The sequence below is a fragment of the Fibrobacter sp. UWB4 genome (genome assembly GCF_002210345.1).
Taxonomy (GTDB): domain Bacteria; phylum Fibrobacterota; class Fibrobacteria; order Fibrobacterales; family Fibrobacteraceae; genus Fibrobacter.
The window spans coordinates 262440-280941 of the sequence record NZ_MWQI01000001.1; the positions used below are offsets into that span (position 1 = coordinate 262440).

Annotated in this window: 14 protein-coding genes; 13 read left to right on the plus strand and 1 reads right to left on the minus strand. The window is 42.6% G+C overall.

Annotated features, from left to right (window positions below; all coding sequences use genetic code 11):
- The first annotated feature begins 374 nt into the window (after nucleotides 1–374).
- The 11 genes from hsdR to B7990_RS01185 all read left to right on the plus strand — a co-directional run bounded on the left by hsdR (nucleotide 375) and on the right by B7990_RS01185 (nucleotide 14933).
- Entirely contained in the window at nucleotides 375–2684 is a 2310-nt protein-coding gene (gene hsdR, locus B7990_RS01135) for an EcoAI/FtnUII family type I restriction enzme subunit R (RefSeq protein WP_088639232.1), read from the plus strand.
- A gap of 98 nt (nucleotides 2685–2782) precedes the next feature.
- Nucleotides 2783–3760: a Fic family protein gene (locus B7990_RS01140; RefSeq protein WP_088639233.1), complete on the plus strand. Its 978-nt coding sequence runs from the start codon at nucleotides 2783–2785 to the stop codon at nucleotides 3758–3760.
- Between the two features lie 17 nt (nucleotides 3761–3777).
- On the plus strand, nucleotides 3778–5325 hold the full coding sequence (locus B7990_RS01145) for a class I SAM-dependent DNA methyltransferase (RefSeq protein ID WP_088639234.1): 1548 nt from the start codon (nucleotides 3778–3780) through the stop codon (nucleotides 5323–5325).
- Between the two features lie 5 nt (nucleotides 5326–5330).
- Nucleotides 5331–7019 (plus strand): restriction endonuclease subunit S, encoded by a 1689-nt coding sequence (locus B7990_RS01150; protein WP_088639235.1) that lies wholly within the window; start codon nucleotides 5331–5333, stop codon nucleotides 7017–7019.
- 12 nt (nucleotides 7020–7031) lie between these two features.
- Nucleotides 7032–9248, plus strand: coding sequence for a restriction endonuclease (locus B7990_RS01155; protein ID WP_088639236.1), 2217 nt, complete (start codon nucleotides 7032–7034; stop codon nucleotides 9246–9248).
- 20 nt (nucleotides 9249–9268) lie between these two features.
- Nucleotides 9269–10102: a DUF4238 domain-containing protein gene (locus B7990_RS01160; protein WP_088639237.1), complete on the plus strand. Its 834-nt coding sequence runs from the start codon at nucleotides 9269–9271 to the stop codon at nucleotides 10100–10102.
- 21 nt (nucleotides 10103–10123) lie between these two features.
- Nucleotides 10124–10906, plus strand: coding sequence for a DUF2971 domain-containing protein (locus B7990_RS01165; protein WP_088639238.1), 783 nt, complete (start codon nucleotides 10124–10126; stop codon nucleotides 10904–10906).
- An 87-nt stretch (nucleotides 10907–10993) separates the two neighbouring features.
- Nucleotides 10994–12514, plus strand: a complete 1521-nt coding sequence (locus tag B7990_RS01170; protein ID WP_088639239.1) for a PIN domain-containing protein — start codon at nucleotides 10994–10996, stop codon at nucleotides 12512–12514.
- A 2-nt stretch (nucleotides 12515–12516) separates the two neighbouring features.
- Nucleotides 12517–12891 (plus strand): ASCH domain-containing protein, encoded by a 375-nt coding sequence (locus B7990_RS01175; protein ID WP_088639240.1) that lies wholly within the window; start codon nucleotides 12517–12519, stop codon nucleotides 12889–12891.
- A gap of 188 nt (nucleotides 12892–13079) precedes the next feature.
- Complete coding sequence (locus B7990_RS01180) at nucleotides 13080–13268, plus strand: hypothetical protein (protein ID WP_088639241.1); 189 nt, start codon at nucleotides 13080–13082, stop codon at nucleotides 13266–13268.
- Between the two features lie 162 nt (nucleotides 13269–13430).
- A complete protein-coding gene (locus B7990_RS01185) occupies nucleotides 13431–14933 on the plus strand; it encodes a T9SS type A sorting domain-containing protein (RefSeq protein WP_088639242.1) in 1503 nt (500 codons plus the stop codon).
- A 169-nt stretch (nucleotides 14934–15102) separates the two neighbouring features.
- Here B7990_RS01185 and rbr read toward each other — a convergent pair whose 3' ends face one another.
- The gene (gene rbr, locus B7990_RS01190) at nucleotides 15103–15642 is read right to left on the minus strand and encodes a rubrerythrin (protein WP_088639243.1); all 540 of its coding nucleotides are present in this window, start codon (nucleotides 15640–15642) and stop codon (nucleotides 15103–15105) included.
- Nucleotides 15643–16081: 439 nt separating this feature from the next.
- On the opposite strand from rbr, the gene B7990_RS01195 reads away from it, so the two are divergent.
- Nucleotides 16082–16915 (plus strand): TIGR02147 family protein, encoded by an 834-nt coding sequence (locus B7990_RS01195; protein ID WP_088639244.1) that lies wholly within the window; start codon nucleotides 16082–16084, stop codon nucleotides 16913–16915.
- Entirely contained in the window at nucleotides 16908–18314 is a 1407-nt protein-coding gene (locus B7990_RS15040; protein ID WP_254917262.1) for a hypothetical protein, read from the plus strand. The genes B7990_RS01195 and B7990_RS15040 overlap by 8 nt, the downstream gene beginning before the upstream one ends.
- Nucleotides 18315–18502: the final 188 nt, after the last annotated feature.

Below are 18502 nucleotides of genomic sequence, written 5' to 3' on the forward strand. Positions count from 1 at the left end.
AAGGATCTAGTGATTCTGTAAAAATGCGTTGTGAGCTGAATGCTCGGCGGTTGGGCGTTCCCTTGCCCATGGGCAAGGTCGGGCTATATTCTAGGGGCAACCGCCTTCGCTACGCTCGTCGCTCACCTCCTAGAACGGAGCCTTGCTCCGCCACACCGTGGTCACTATCCCTAACGCAATTTATCTGTACAAAACGACTACAAATATTCAAATTTGTAGTTGCTTTATTGATTTTTAAACGAAATTCGGAGTGATTAAACAATTTCCGTATTTGGATGAAATTTCACCAGAAAATACTTAAATTTCTCTAAAAACCGCCTTTTTTGAGCTTTTCCCATAATCGAAGAACTCCTTTTTGATATATATTTACACCGATGCCCGAAAACAAGAAAGATCTTTCCGAAGAAGATATCAAGAACCGCTACATTACGCCGGCGTTAAACGCTGTGGGCTGGGCGGCCGAAGATATGCTTATGGAAAAGTATTTCACCGATGGGCGCGTTATTTTCCAGGGTGGCAAGCATGCCCGCAAACAGGGAAAAAAGGCTGATTATCTGCTTTATTCTTCGCCGAATTACCCAATCGCTATTGTCGAGGCGAAAGACAACAACCATCCCGTAGGTGGCGGCTTGCAACAGGCGATGGACTATGCCCAGATTCTTGACATTCCATTTGCTTACAGCAGCAATGGAGATGGCTTTGTAGAGCATGACTTTTTGACGGGAATGGAAGCGGATATTCCGCTTGACAAGTTCCCGACTCGCGAACAGCTCCTTGAACGCGTGCGAGCAAGTAAGAAACTTACCCCAGAGCAGGAAACTGTCATCAACCAGCCTTATTACTGGGATGCCGACACACATAAGCCGCGTTATTATCAACGTATCGCAATTAACCGAACAATCGAAGCGGTTGCTAAAGGTCAAAAAAGAATTTTGCTCGTGATGGCGACGGGCACTGGTAAGACTTTCACTGCATTTCAGATTATTGAACGTCTGCACAAGTCCGGTTGCAAAAAGAAGATTCTGTATCTTGCGGATCGTAATTTCCTTATTGATCAGACGATGATTCAAGATTTCAAGCCCTTCAAAAAAATAATGACGAAAATCAAGGGCAAGGACATGGACTCTAGTTACGAAATCTACATGGCTCTTTATCAACAGTTGGTTTCGTACGATGAAGGCGTTCCCGATCCGTTCATGGATTTCAAGCCAGAATTCTTCGATTTGATTCTTGTAGATGAATGTCATCGTGGCTCCGCAAAAGAAGATTCCGAATGGCGAAGAATCCTAGAATATTTCAGTGGTGCAACGCAGATTGGCATGACGGCGACGCCAAAGGTCAAGTTTGGAGCGAACAACCTGGAATACTTTGGCGAACCGCTTTTCACGTATTCGTTGAAGCAGGGAATCGAAGATGGCTTCCTTGCTCCGTACCGCGTGACAAACAGTTTCTTGAATGTGGACTTGAAAGGCTGGGCGCCAGAAGGCCCGCAAGAACTGGACCTTTTCGGTAACGTCATTCCGGAGCAGTTGTATCAGCGTCCGGATTTTGGCCGCGAACTCGTTATCAAGACCCGCCGCGAGGTGGTTGCTCGCCGCATTACGCAGATGCTTTACAAAATTGGCCGCATGACCAAGACCATTGTGTTCTGCACCGATGTAGAAGAAGCTGATGCTATGCGCCAACTGCTCGTTTCCTTAAATGCAGACATGGTTAAGGAAGACCCTCGCTATGTAATGCGCATTACGGGCGATGATGCGGTTGGAAAGAAGGAACTGGGAAATTTCCTTGAACCCAGCGAACCATATCCGGTTGTGGTGACAACCTCCGAAATGTTGAGTACGGGAGCTGACTGCAAGACTTGCGGACTTATCGTCATTGACAAGGAAATCGGCTCGATGACGGAGTTCAAGCAGATTGTAGGCCGCGGCACCCGACTCAAGACCGACAAGGGCAAATGGCACTTTGAAATCCTTGATTTTCGCAATGCAACGCAGATGTTCAAGGATCCTGAATTTGATGGTGAACCCGAAATGCCCGAGGAACCTGTGCATAGTGGCGGCGGTGGAATGCATGAAAACGTGCGTCCGTACAATCCGGGTCCTAAAAAGTATTACATCAACCACGTTGAAGTGAAAATCGATGCCGAAACGGTTTCGTATCTGGGTGCCGATGGCAAAACGCAGGTGGTCGAAAGCTTTACCGACTTTACCCGCAAAAACATCCGCGGCAAGTTCGCAACACTTGATGACTTTATCAAGCGCTGGACAGCCGAAGAACGCAAGGCGGCCGTCGTTGACGAACTCAAGGAATACGATGTACTGATTGACGCCATCCGCGAGGCGAACCCGGCCCTTGCGAAAGTCGATGTGTTCGACATTATTTGCCACGTTGCGTTCGACCAGAAACCGCTGACCCGCAGTGAACGCGCGAATAACGTCAAAAAGCGCAATTATTTGGCAAAATACGAGGGCAAGGCCCGCGAGGTTTTGGAAGCCCTTCTCGTAAAATACGCCGATGACGGCATTTTACAGATGGAACAGAACGAAGTCCTGAAACTGGACCCGTTCAGCCATATTGGCACCGTTCCCAAGATTATGAAGCTTTTTGGCGGCCGTGAAGGCTACGAAGCCGCCGTTATAGACCTGAAAAAGCAGCTCTACTTGACCGACGACGTCGCATAATATATATTTAGGATGTCGGTGTAAATGTCGGTGTATTTGTCAGTGTAAATGACTATGTATCTGTCGGGGTATTTGTCATATTATTTGTCGGAGTAAATATGTACGAGCCGCCATACAAATTGAACTCGGAAATTTTAAAAAATGCGACGGAAATATCGTCGTTGATTGAACGATTTGTCATCCGTTTGGAACAAGCCGACTCTCTTAAATTGCGTAAAGCGAATAAAATCAAGAGCATTCATAGTTCCCTTGCTATCGAGGGCAATTCGCTTAGCGAAGATGTGGTAAGCGACATTATTAACGGCAAGAGGGTTCTTGCTCCTGTGCAAGAAATTCTTGAAGTTAAGAATGCTTTGGCGACATATGAACTATACCCCAAATTGAACGCATTTTCTATTAAAGACTTGTTGAAGGCTCATGGTGTAATGATGCGAGGAATCGCTCTAGATGCAGGCAATTTCCGCAACTGCAACGAGGGCGTTTTCAAAGGGAAAAAATGCGTCCATTTTGCTCCGCCTCCAAATCGTGTGCCGATACTTATGTCAGATTTATTTGAATGGCTAAAAAAGAGCAACGAACATTTGTTGATCCGTTCTTGCGTGTTCCATTACGAATTTGAATTTATACACCCGTTTAGCGACGGCAACGGCCGTATGGGTAGGCTTTGGCAATCCCTTATTCTTGGAAAATGGAACCCGGCCTTTGAACATTTGCCGATAGAGAACTTGGTATATGCGAACCAGCAAAAGTATTATGACGCCATTGCAAAGTCCTCTGCTTCAGGCGAATGCAGCCCATTTATTGTATTCATGCTTCAGAATATTCTTGATTCATTGAAAAAATTTAAGGATGCTCCTATTGAGGGCGACGTTTCAACAGTAATCGAAACGAAGCTTTCAGCACGTCAGCAAAAGATTGTTGATATGATCCGAAAAGACGATATCACGATTGCAAGTGTCGCGAAAAAATTGAAAGTTTCTGAACGAACTATCGAACGTGAAATGTCGAAACTGCAGCAACTGATGGTTATTTACCGCGAGGGTTCAGACAAAACCGGTCGCTGGATTGTCAAATAGGTTTTATAAGGTAATATATGTCCGTAAACAACTTGGTCAAAAGATTGCAGAACGAAATGCGCGGCGATGCCGGTATCAACGGCGACGCCCAGCGAATCGAACAGATGGTGTGGATGTTTTTCTTGAAGGTCTATGACGCCCAAGAAGAAATCTGGGAATGCACCAAGGACAAGTACAAATCCATCATTCCCGAAAAGATGCGCTGGCGCAACTGGGCTGTAGATGAAAAAGACGGCAAGGCGCTCACGGGCGATGCGTTGCTCGCATTCGTGAATAACGAACTTTTCCCGACGCTCAAGAACTTGCCCGTAAACGAGAATACCCCTCGCGGCAAGGCGATTGTGCGGATGGTCTTCGAAGATTTGAACCAGTACATGAAAGACGGCATCATCCTCCGCAAGCTCATCAACATCATCGACGAAGTGGACTTTAGCGATGCTGATGACCGCCATACCTTCGGCGATATTTACGAAGGAATCCTGAAGGACTTGCAGAGTGCAGGTAATGCGGGCGAATTCTACACCCCGCGTGCATTGACCGACTTTATCGTGCAACAGCTGCACCCGAAACTCGGCGAAACCTTTGGCGACTTTACCAGCGGAACGGGCGGCTTCTTGACCAGCTGCCTGAACTACCTGAAACCCTCCGTAAAGACCACGAGCGATGAAAAAAAATTCCAGTCGTCCATTGTCGGGCAGGAATGGAAGCCGTTGCCTTATCTGCTTTCAATAACCAACATGCTTGTCCATGACATCGAAGAACCGAACATCACCCATACGGATTCGCTCGGTCGCAAGGTGACGGAATTCAAGGACAGCGACAAGGTGGATTGCATCGGCATGAACCCGCCCTATGGCGGCAGCACCGGCATGAACGCCAAGCTGAACTTCCCGATGAATATGCAGAGCAGCGAAACCGCCGACCTTTTCATTGTGCTCATCATGTATCGCCTCAAAAAGATGGGCCGCGCGGGCGTGATTATCCCCGACGGGTTCTTGTTCGGTACCGACGGCGCAAAACTCGCCATCAAGCAGAAGTTGCTCCGCGAATTTAACCTGCACACCGTCATTCGCTTGCCGGGCAGCATCTTTAGCCCTTACACCAGCATCGCGACGAACATCCTGTTCTTCGACAACGAAAAGGCGAAAGGCGCCCCGACAGGGTTCAGCACCAAGGAAACCTGGTTCTACCGCCTCGACATGCCCGAAGGCTACAAGCACTTCAGCAAGACGAAACCCATGCGCCTGGAACACTGCAAGCCCATAATGGACTGGTGGAACAACCGCGAAGAAATCCTCGAGACCAACGACGACGGCGAAGTCGTGAGCGAAAAGTCCCGCAAGTTCACCCCCAAAGAACTCGTGGAAATGGACTGCAACTTTGACCAGTGCAAATTCCCCAAGGAAGAAGAGGAAGTGTTGCCGCCCGCAGAACTTCTGGAAGACTACCACAAGAAACGCGCCGCGCTGGACGCCAAGATTGATAAAAAACTTGAAGAAATCCAGAAACTTTTGGGAATTGACACCATTGTCATCCCCGACTCCGTTCGGGGATCTAGGAGCTAGCGACGATGGACGGAAAGCAACTCAAGAACAGCATTCTGCAATGGGCGATACAAGGCAAGCTCGTTCCGCAGAATCCCAAGGACGAACCCGCCCAGAAATTATTGGAACGCATCGCCGCATCCCGAAATGGTGACGTGTCACCCTGGAGCGAAGCGATAGGGTCCAGTAAGAATTCAAAGAAATCCTTATCTACGTCATTGCGAGGCCCCTGTAAGGGGACGAAGCAATCCAAGAACCCGACATCCCGTATCTACCGCGAAAACGGTGTGTGGTACGAACAAGTCGGCTCTGCCGCCCCCAAGGACATTTCAGATGAAATCCCATTTGAAATTCCTGAAAATTGGGCGTGGTGCAGAGTATCACAAGTAATGGATGTCAAAGGAGGAAAACGAATTCCTTTGGGAAATTCGTGGATGAAAACTGTTACAAAGCACATTTATATTCGCGTCACTGATATGAAAAATGGCACGATTATTGACAGAGATTTACGATATATCTCTGATGATGTTTATGAAAAAATAAAAAACTATACGATCTCAAAGAATGACCTTTATATAACTGTTGCAGGAACAATTGGCGCCGTGGGGATTGTTCCTGAAAAATTTGATAATATGAATTTAACTGAAAATGCAGATAAAATAACAAATATTTGCATTGATAAAGATTTTATTGTAAAATGTTTTAACTCGCCCTTTGTTCAGAGTCAATTTAAAGCATTGACCAATCAGATGGCGCAACCAAAGTTGTCCATTCGAAATGTCTTAACGACTTTATTTCCCCTCCCGCCCCTAGCCGAACAAAAACGAATCGTCGCAAAACTTGAACAAGTTCTCCCGCTCGCCGAAGAATACGGAGCCGCCCAGGAACAACTCGACAAACTCAACAAGGAACTCCCCGAAGCCCTCAAAAAAAGCATCCTCCAGCAAGCAATCCAAGGCAAACTCGTCCCACAGAACCCCAAAGACGAACCCGCCCAAAAAATACTGGAAAAAATCGCCCTTTCACGTCATTCTGAGCGCAGCGAAGAATCCAGTAAAGGCTCAAAGAAGGCGTCATTGCGAGGAGCTAAGGCGACGAAGCAATCCAAGAACCCGCCTTCCCGCATCTACCGCGAAAACGGAGTGTGGTACGAACAAATCGGCACTGCCACTCCCAAAGATATTTCAGATGAAATTCCCTTTGAAATTCCTGAGAATTGGGTATGGGCAAGATGGGGAGAATTGTCTGATTCCATTCAATATGGATATAACGCTCCAGCACTACAATCTGGACGAATAAAAATGGTCAGAATTAGCGACATTCATGACAATAAAATTGAATGGAGTAAAGTCCCCTATTGTCAAATAAAAGAAAGTGAAATTCCAACATATCTCCTCCAAAAGAATGACATTTTATTCGCTCGAACAGGAGGTACTGTTGGAAAATCTTATTTGGTTGGTGATATTTCCACAGAAGCTGTTTATGCAGGTTACTTGATTCGAACTCGATATAATTCAGAATTGTTGAGTCCGCAATATTTAAAGTTTTTTATGGAAAGTTCTTTTTATTGGGAACAATTACGAGAAGGGACGATTGCAACTGCACAACCTAATTGTAATGGTAAAACTTTAGGAAAAATGTTATTACCCCTTCCTCCCTTAGCCGAACAAAAACGAATCGTCGCCAAATTAGAACAACTCTTTAAGGTGCTGTAAAAGGAGCCTCTTGTGAAATACGATTTTTCAGTATTGAGTCCTGAAGAATTTGAGGAAATGGTAAATAAGTTGCTGTCTCAAAAGGATATTGTTGTTGAACAATATCGAATGGGGCGGGATGATGGATATGATGGATATCGTGTGAAAATCCCCGAAAAAGCAATGATTCAAGTAAAGCATTATGCGAATTATCAAAAATTAAAAAGTGTTATAGAAAATGAGGAAATAAAAAAAATAAAAAAAGAACAACCCGAAGCATACGTTTTAGTGACATCCTTTGATTTGACGCATCATCAGACGGTTGAGTTGAAAACAATAATTTCTACGTATGTAAAAGATGCTGTTGTTTTAGGATATAAAAGTATTTGCGAATTGCTCGATAATAATCCCAAAGTATTAAAATCAATGGTGAAATTGTGGAGCCTTAATGCAGAATTGATAGAACAAGTTCTTCATTCTGAAAAAAAGAGCCGTTTTTACCAGCTAAAAAATAGATTTGACAAAATAAATGAAAAATTCGTGACAACCCCAGATTTGAAAAGAATACAAAAAACACTTGATGAAAAACATGTAGTTCTTATTTCTGGTGAACCAGGCGTAGGAAAAACAACGTTAGCAGAATATTTGTGTTTTTATTATTTGGCTCTCGACTTTGATATTGAAATTTTTGAAGGTGATTTTTCAAGAGAATCCTATAATTTAAACAATCCTGCGCAAAAAGTTCTTTACTATTTTGATGATTTTCTTGGTAGCAACTATCTAAATTGCATTTCAGACAAGAGTGATTCTGCCATAGTCAAATTTATGAACGCCATTCAAAATGAACCTAATAAATTATTCATACTGACATCTCGAACAAATATTGTAAATAGAGCTTATGAATATAGTCAACCATATAGAAATTATCGGCTAAAACAGAGCCAATACATTGTAGATGTTGGAAAGTATGATGAAATAACGAAAGCCCAAATTTTACGCAATCATTTAAAGCTTTCTGATTTGGAAGCAAATTGCATTCAAGATGTTGTTCGTTTAAAAAAATATAATGAAATCATACGCCACAGGAATTTTAATCCAAGATTAATTGAATTTGTTACTAGAAATGTCAATTTTGAAGACAGCAATAAGTCGTATTTAGATTTTGTGAAAGATTCTTTAGACAACCCGAAAGAGATTTGGCATCAATGCTTTACTGCACAATTAAATCAGTTTCAACGACTACTTGTTAAATTAGTTGTTGCGAATAGAAATACAATTGAAGAAAAATATTTAAAGAGTGCTTATGAACGGGCCAAAGTTCTCTATAGCCTTCCAATTCCTGAACAAGAACGCGTTGACTACGAATACACACTAAATATCTGCGAAAGGTGTATTCTTAATAGGACTATAGAAAAAATCAGTTACCCTCACTACCATGAGAAAACGATCGTAACAGTTTTTAACCCATCTGTATCAGACTATGTTTTGCCATCAATCAAAAATGATGCTGAACTAGAAAAGTTGTGTTCTGCGTTAAGAACGGTTGAGTCGATTTTATTTATTGAATTAATGGATATGAAAAATGAACAAAAAATTTTAAAAAATGTACTTCGAAAATATGAAAATGACGAATGGGATGATGCAAAACTTAAACTGATGGACTGCTTGAATGTGTTTGAAAACATTGACTTTCTCATTGATGCGATTAATCACAATGATTTAGTGATATCTCAGAGGAATCGAGACACTCTTCTTTCCATTATTTCAAAAACAATTGACAAATATGATTGGTCTGATTTCTTGAATGAACATATAGAAGAACTTCAGGATGATTCTGCCGGTTACTGCAATATTTATGAAGTTTATAAAGATTCTCCTTTTTGCCAGGAAAGTGTTTTAGAAAAAATTCGGCGAGAAATTGTAAATGTGCTAAAAAATGGGGTAAATGACAGAATATTAGAGTCTTTCGATTATGAATTTGATGAAGATATTACAGAGGGCCAAATATATCGAAGATTTGAAAGCATTCAGGAAGATTTGGGTCAAGATTATCAATGGTTAGATGATGATGATTTTGAAGAAATTCAAAATGGAATTAATGCTAGCTTTCTTGTTGAACAAATAAGTGTTCAGGCTAGAGAAGACCGTTGGGCGTCAGAACGCGATGATTACGAAGATGAAGTAATTACATCAACATTAAGTGATGCTGAAAAAATAGACCGCATGTTTTCAGATTTAATTCAGGAGTGAGTATTAGACAAAGAATTGTGATGTATAACGATGTAAAGAAACAACATTATGTTTGGGAATTCTACTTGAAAGCCTGGTGCTTTGAAGGAAACAAAATTTGGTGCAATAGAAATGGGAATATTTTTAATACATCAACAGAAAATATTGCACAGGAACGTCGTTTTTATGAAATTACGCCATTAACAAACGATGAAATAGGTCTGATTGAGGCTGGCATTAACACCATGCCCAAAGAGAATCGTAACATATTAAATCTGAAGTTAAGGAATCTTATTGAATACAGTTTACACAGCGACAACACACGCAAAAATGCTTTGGAATGTGAATATGCAGATATGGAACAAAGAACCGTATCAATATTACAATCCATAAGAAAAGGCTCAATAGATGTGCTAGACAATCAATACGATAAAAATATATTCAGCATTTTTTTAGGGATGCAATATACAAGAACTCCAAAATGTCGAAATGGAAAAATAAATTGCTTGCCCGAGGGTCTGTTTCAAATTAGTGATAATTTTATGTTCTATTGGAATTACGTTTTTTTCTCAGATGCCATCGGCTCCTGGATTTCTTCAGCAAAGGTATCTTTGTTAAAAAATAAGACCAATATTCCGTTTATTACAGGAGATCAACCTGTTATAAACATAAAATCAGAATATGACAATACGCCTGCTAAAGAAATACAATTATATTATCCCATAAGCCCCAAATTGGCATTACTATTTGATGAAAAAGAACTCTTTGAAAATCCTATTTCTGTAGATGACGTTCTTTTTTATAATGAAAAAATAAAACAAGCTAGTGAAACTCTTATAATAGGCAACAAAAAAGAAACTGTAGAAAACGTCTAAGCAATATTCAAAAGGGATACGATGATTCCAAATTTATTATACAAGTACCTAGATGTCGAAGGTGGTTTGAAGATGTTAAAATGTCATAATCTTCAATTTACCAATGCATCAAGACTGAATGATCCTTTCGATTGTCATCCTGGTCTAATAAATTTTTCGAATGTTCCTGAAGCAAAATGTAAAATTTGGCCTCCCGATATCATCAAATTATTAGAATCCTTCCCGTACAAAAGAAATTGGGAAAATGCTTGGATTTGCAGTTTGTCTAAGGTCAATGATGCTTTACTTATGTGGAGCTATTATGGAAATCATAATGGCGTATGCATTGGGATAAATATGGAAAAAGCGGATAAATATTTGTCTCAAATATGGCATGGAAACTATATTGGAGTGCATAAATTGGAGGTCCAATATAAAGATATTGTCAAGAAGCCAGATTATTTCCATGATATAGATAACGGAAGATTTTTTGATTATCAACTAGGCACAAAAGCAAAGGCATGGGAGCATGAACAAGAAGTTCGTTTGTTGATGAGTGAACCTTATCCCGGACTTACTCCTTGTGAATTTCGACCTAAGACAAAGAACAGAAAAAGAAATAGCGACATTAAGGATCTTCGTTTTTATCCACAAATTGGTAGAGAGTGCTTTTGTTCGCTTTACATTGGTATTAATACGCCCGAAGATAAGCAAAAGGAAATTTTGAAAGTTGCACGATTGCTCAATTCTGATATGAATATTTATAAGATGACTGTCGACCCTGATGCGTTTCGGCTGAAACCCCAATCCATAGATTTTGATTAATTTTCGCATAAATGTTCCAAAATGTCATAATATGTCGCTAGTGGATTGTATATTTAGTGAGAATAGTTTTTTTATTAGGAGAATGCAATGAAAGTCCTTTTAGATACAAATATCGTGATTCATCGCGAAAATGTGAAGGTGACGAATCCGTCGATTGGGCTTTTGTTTTATTGGCTTGATAAACTGCATTACGAAAAGTGCATTCATCCGTGGTCTCTTGAAGAGTTAAAGGGCTATAAGGACAAAAATATGCAGGAACTTTATGAAACGAAGTTGCCTGCGTATACAATCTTGAAATCGGTCTCTGTTCCCCAAGAAGTTTTTTTGGCGAAAATGCCGAAAGAAGAATCATCGAACGACAAAATTGACCATCAGCTGCTATGCGAGGTCTTCAATAATCGCGTAGATTTGCTGATTACAGAAGACAAAAAACTTCGAGAAAAGGCCCGCAAGCTCGGCATTGGGCAGAAAGTCTATTCGATTAATGAATTCGTTTCAGAAAAAACCGAAGAATATCCCGAATTAATCAGCTACAAGATGCTCTCCGTCAAAAAGGAGCTTTTTGGCGACATTGATTTGAATGACGTATTCTTTGACAGCCTTAAAGAGGCTTATCCTGATTTTGTTCCCTGGTTCAACAAGAAAAGCGAAGAAGAGGCCTACGTTTGTCGTACCGATGAGGGGGTTATAAAGGGGGTCCTGTACATCAAAACAGAAGATCAGTCCGAAAACTACTCAAGTATTGAGCCGAGTTTTTTGCCAAAGAAAAGACTGAAAATCGGAACATTCAAAGTTGATGTTTCCGGATTTAGACTTGGAGAACGCTTCATAAAGATTATTTTCGACAATGCTCTTTACCGAAAAGTAGATGAGATTTACGTTACTTTTTTTGAGGATAGTCCGAAATTGGAGGCTCTGAAGGGTTTGTTGGAAACATGGGGCTTTGTGCGGCATGGCATAAAACACTCCTATGGGAAAGAAGAGGCTGTATTCGTCAAGAAATTGAACGCATTTAACCCTGAATTGTCAGCAAAGAATAATTTCCCAAACATTCTGTTCGACAAGCAGAAATTTATTCTTCCGATAATGGCGAAATACCATACTTCATTGTTGCCGGATTCTATCCTGAAAACAGAAAAGCAAATTGACTTTATGGGCAAAGACGCCCAGAAATACGCTTTGCAGAAAGTCTATATTTCGTGGTCGCCGGAGCGGAATATCAATCCCGGTGATTTGGTTCTGTTCTACAGAATGGGTGAAGATGGCTCCAATAAGAAATACACGTCGGTCTTGACAACTTTAGGGATGGTCGACCGAATTCATTATGGATTCAATAATAAAGAAGACTTCTTGAAGCAATGCCAAAATAGAAGTGTGTTTTCAAAAGATGATCTTGATTATTTTTGGAACCGGCATCGGGCCAATTTGATGGTTTTGAAATTTGTTTTTGTAAAAAGCCTGAAGAAACGCCTGACTTTGGATTATTTGCATCGACTTGGCGTGGTCGAACCTCCTAATGGACCGCGTCCATTTATGCGAATATCTGATGAGGTTTTCAAACAGATTCTCTCGGATTCGAATACAAATGTTAAATTTGTGGATGGTTAAACATGTGTACGATTCTTCTTTCCATTAAACCCGAATACACCAACCGGATTCTCGAAGGTTCAAAAAAATTTGAGTTCCGCAGAAGCGTCGCCAAAAGAAAGGTGGACCGCATTCTGATTTATTCAACCGCTCCAGAAATGAAAGTGGTTGCGATGGTCGAAGTTATTGGTGTCATAAAGGATTCCCCAAAGAAACTTTGGGAGAAGACTCGAACTCATGCAGGAATTTCTCGCCCGAAATTCATGGATTACTACGCCAACCGGTCGGTGGCATATGCTTACCAATTGGGCGAACTGCAGAAATTTGATACGCCTAAGACGCTTGCAGAATACGGCATTTCTGCAGCCCCGCAGTCTTTCGTGTATATTGAAAAATAAATTCTCAGTTTTACTGTGACATTTTTTATGTCACAGTAAAATAGACGCTGAAGAAAATCTCTGTAAATATATATATATGTTGGGATAAAAATGCCTTTCCCAAATCCGTAATCTCCATTACTCTCAATTTTAGGAAAATGGTATTTTAAAAGAGCCTTCACGACCTCCAAAAATTAAGGAATTTGCCAATGCTTCAAAAATTATGGAATAAATGCCAAAAATGCGGCTGCGATAAAGCCGAAAGCTCCGAAAAACTTTGCGAATCGTGCAAAGAAAAACGTCGCGAATTTTGGAGCGATATCAAGAAGATTGTGGGCGTTGGCGGTGCCGCCTTTCTAGTGCTCATCGTGGGCGGCAAATTAACGAAGAATAAATGAATGCTTAGTTGTAGATACAAATTGTATCATAAATGATTCATTTGAATGGCGAAAATCGCAATTTGGCTGTGATTTTGTTTGTGAGGGCTGTGTGAGAAAATTATATGCTTGACAGAGGCGTTTTCTAAAGTTAAATTACTTTCTAACAAACTTGGAGGAACGATGGATAAGAAAATCCTATTTACGGTGTGTGCAACGGCAGCTATGGCTTCTGCACAGTCAACTGCAAACATTGACGATTTTGAAGATGGCAACGGCTTGGCCAAGACTGGCAAGGACGATGCCTGGTATGCCTACAACGACAAGAACGACCAGGGGGCTTCGACTTACTCGAATGTTGAAGATCAATATGGCCTTGTTGTCGTGTTGGAAGAGGCCGCTGCGGATGGCTCAAAATATGGGGCCGGCTTGACGGGTATTAAGCTTGTTCAGGGAGACAATCCTTATGATCCTTATGTTGTTCTTGGCCTGAATGTCGCTGGCGGTCTTTCTGGCTGTACCACGATCTCTTACAAGTACAAGGGTGCTGGCCATAATTTGAAGGCTGTGATGGATGGCGACGAAACGGGTGCATTGACCGAATACAACAGGCATTCAAAGGCTCTTGCTGGCAGTACGGCTTGGAAAACGGCTTCGGTTCCTGTATCGCAGCTTGCTCAGGATAAGGGCTGGGGTACCACAGTCGCTTTGAAAATGGCTGATGTTGTGCAGCTCGCTTGGGAAGTCAAGGGAGAGGCTACTTCGAACTACCTCTACATTGATGATGTGAACTGTGCAGGTTATGCTGGTGGTTCTTCCTCGAATCCTGGTGGCGGTACTACGAATCCTCCGGCAGGTACGACGGCTACGATTGACGACTTTGACGATGGTAACACGACTGCGGAAAGTCTCGGCAAGAAGGCTTACTGGTACTTGTACTCTGCGGGTGGATCTTTCACCAATACGCAGGGAACGGACAAATCCTGGGATATGATCGCTACGGATGGCTCAAATTCCTATGCTGCAATGACTGGCATTTCTGGTATTACTCCGGGTGACACGACTTATCCGTCTGTCGGTATGGAAATTGCCTTTGATGAAGGTATTCTTGCTAATTGCACTGCAGTGCGGTATGATTACAAGGGTTCTGGTCACCATCTCCGCGCTTCTGTGGCTGGTGTCAAGGCCAATGCTGGTTATGAACACGTTGCTCCGGACCAGAATGCCGCTTCTGCTTGGAAGACGGTGACGGTTTCTACCATGTCTCAGCCTGAATGGGTTGCCGAGGTGGCTCCGGGCAGCATCAAGGCTTTCTCCTGGGCTGCTGTTTCCAAGTTGACCTGGGTGGTTGATGAAAAACTCTCTGCTGCTAATCTCGGAACTGAACTTGCAATTGACAATGTCAAGTGCGTAGGAACTCTTCCGTCTGTTGGCATCGCTGCAGCCAAGGTTGCTAAGGCTTTCAACGCATCTCTCCAGGGCAATGCCTTGCACATGACTATTGCCAAGGCCGGTATTGTAAAGGTTCAGGTTTTTGACATGATGGGCCATGCTGTTGAAAATCATAGCGAAAAAATGGCTGCTGGCAGCTTCGTGCATACATTCGGTGCGATGCCTAGCGGTTCTTATGTGGTTCGTGTGCAGCAGGGTTCTGCGGTCAAGACCATGAAGATGCAGGTCAAGTAAAAGTTCCTGTAAACGATTAAAAATTTTGCCTCGGTTCGAAATGAGCCGGGGCTTTTTTGTAAAAAAAAACACCGGATTTCTCCGGTGCCTGTTCAATGAATTTTAGTCTAGACGAGCGGCGCGGTGTCTTGTTGTAACATCCCGCGCTTCTTGTCGCGACTCTCGGCTCTTAGTAGTTTTCTTCGTGAACTTCGAAGTAGGCTTGCGGGTGGGCGCAGACGGGGCAGACTTCCGGGGCCTTCGTGCCGACCACGATGTGTCCGCAGTTGCGGCATTCCCAAACCTTGACTTCGCTCTTTTCGAAGACCTTGGCCGTTTCCACGTTCTTGAGGAGGGCGCGGTAGCGTTCTTCGTGCTTCTTTTCGATGGCGGCGACCATGCGGAACTTCTTGGCGAGCGCGGTGAAGCCTTCTTCTTCAGCGGTCTTCGCGAAACCTTCGTACATGTCGGTCCATTCGTAGTTTTCGCCTTCGGCGGCGGCCTTCAGGTTCTGGGCGGTGTCGCCGATGCCTTCGAGTTCCTTGAACCAGAGCTTGGCGTGTTCCTTTTCGTTGTCAGCGGTTTTCTGGAACAAAGCGGCAATCTGTTCAAAGCCGTCCTTTTTGGCGCGGCTTGCAAAGTAGGTGTACTTGTTGCGGGCCTGGGATTCGCCTGCGAAAGCGGCTTCCAAATTCTTTTCGGTCTGGGTACCTGCGTATTTATTTGCCATAATAACTTCCTCATTGATAGGTTTATTTTAATATACCTCATTTTGCGCCTGTGAGGAAACTTTTGTGACACATTTTTGTAATAAGTTGGAGTAATTGGGTTATTGGATCTGCTCATTCTTGTCATCCTGAGCGGAGTGTAACGGTGCCGATATATGAAACTTGGCACTTTAGTGCCTTAGTTGAATTAGGTTCGGAGGAGCAGGATCCAGTGACTTTTTTATTAATGATACATTGTGTATCTTTTAGATTTTAAAATTGAAAAATATTTATATAAATATCTAAAAATTTGCAATTTTCTTTGATTTTGTATCATTTTGAATATTGCATGCAGTTCGCTAAAAACTTAAATTTATACATGTAAGAACGGTTGTTCTAACCAATGACCATTGACTAATAACTAATGACTAATGACTAATGACTAATGACTAATGACTACTTATGAAACCGATAACAGAATATAAGGATTACCGCCTGTACATGCAGGACTTTTACGAAGAGCGTAAAAGGACGAGCGCATTTTCGTGGCGTGAGTTTTCCAAGCTGGCTGGCTTCAAGTCGCCGGTTTACCTAAAGCTTGTTTGCGAAGGCAAGAGCAGCTTGAGTCTTGTCAAGATGGAACAGGTCGCACATGCGATGGGGCTTGTGGGGCACGAGTTTGCTTACTTCACGCAAATGGTCAAGTTCGGCAATGCAATGAAGGACTCCGTGAAAAAAGAGGCGCTTCTTGAAATGCAGAAGATTGCTCACGAGCATCAAGTGCGCGTTGTCGATGCGGAATCTTTTGAATTCTATGAATCGTGGAAAAATCCGACGATTCGCGAACTCGCTCCGATGATGCCTGGAAAGCGCCCGCTCGAAATGGCGAAAACTTGCCATCAGGTGATTTCGGCAGAACAGGTACGTGACTCGCTGGCATTCCTGGTGCAGACGGGATTTCTCAAGCGTGAGGCAGAGCATACTTATGTGCAGACTGAAAAAACGGTGATTGGAACAAAGGAATCTTTGCCGATTGCAGTTCGTGGCATGCACAAAGAAATGGCATCGCTTGCGAGAACGGCTATAGATAAGTTCCCAATCGAAGAACGTCATTTCACGGGGGCTACGCTTGGGCTTTGCGAAGAAGCCTACGCCCGCATTTCGCAGGAACTAGACGCGTTTGTACGCAAGGTGGCAAACATCGCTGCTGAATATGAAAACATCAACCAAGTTTATCGACTGAATCTTCAGTTGTTCCCTTTAACAAAAAAGGTTGAGGAGGAATCTTATGAATAACGTAATTAAATTCACTATGGCTGCGGGAGTTCTCGCTTTAATGGGTTGCACCGACAACAATGTCAGTGGTGCTGCGATTGAAAGCAACGCCATTGCAGAAAATAGTAGTTCATCAGTTGCGAATAACAGTAGCGCTTCGATGAATGTGCCTGTTCGAATTGCTTTCTCGACCAAGGCAACAGAGGTAATGAATGTTGACAATGCCGATATTTCTGTCTATGGCGAAGAAAACGGCGCTGAAGCGGGTTGCACGGCTGATGGAAAATCTTTTGAGGCAAAACTCAAGGTGAATGATGGCCTTGTTGAAAACTCCATAGAAATGAAAAACTTTGGAAGCTCTTGTGATAGCGTGCTTGCGGAATTTGTCGCATCGTGCCAATCCAGGGCGCTTGTTTTCAATGGTAGTAATAACAAAGAATCCTGTGATGAACATGGTAATGTGATTGCCTATTGCGTTGATGATAGAGCTGTTGCTATGACTGTGTGTACAGAGACTGTTCCTGGTACTTGCTCGACTAAACCTGCAGAAGCGTCCGTCGATTTCAATGAACTCTTCAAGGATTTCTCGAAGTTCTCGGGGAATGTGTGCAACGCTATTTCCAAAGGCGCTAGCTCAACGACGGGGCGTTTTACAACTCCGTCTTCGACATCTCGCGATATGTCTAGTTCAAGTACGGGAAATAAGCCGACGAGTAGTTTCGTTGATCCCAATATTAAATGCTTGGAAGAAACAGGGAAAAAGTGCAATGAATTGGAGGTGAAGCCCGTGGATCCGCGTCAGGAATTACCGTCTTATTCCGCCATTGGTGTAGATACGAATTCCAATCGTTCCTTTGTCATAAAGCCGAATGTTGAAACTTTGAATGTGTCTGATGCAGAACGCTCTGTTTTGGATAGCCTTGCGAGAGCTTATCCTCAAAAGACAAAGACTGATGCTATTGATGGCATGACGATATTTTTAAGTTACGAAGCCGAATATCGTTTTACGACTGAAAAGGAAATGTTCTATGTTCGTGGCGAAGGAACGGAACGTAGCGAGGTTGATGTGTATCGCGAAGAAAATGGTGTGAAACGTTCTATGAATGTGCTTCCACAAGATGTATATGGTGGTATGGGTAACATTCCTGTAACGACACTTCAAGTTTCTGAATCCTTTATAGTTTATATGGTACGTGCTACGCTTGGTTCTTATGCTGGTCAAGTTATAGAAGCTTTCAAAACGGAATGTGAATCTACTCGTGGTTCGTTTTATGAATATAGTCCGGCATTTAATGCGGATGTGGCAGTAGTGTGTGCCGTCAAGAATTTTTCGGGAATTACGTTTGAAGGAATTCTTGGACAACAGAAAAACATGTTCAGAAATGCGTATAAAGCTTTTGTGAAGCCCGTTATAGATTGACAGTTTGCAATTCCTCTATAATAATTCTAGATTGTTCTCCGTATAGTACGGAGAACTTTTTTGTATAAATGAAAACCACCAGCTAGGCTGGTGGTTCAAAAGAGCCTTCTGGCGTTGCGTCCTCGGATAAAAAGAAATCCCTTGATTACTGTTGATATGCGGTCTGCCAACTGCATAACAATAAAATC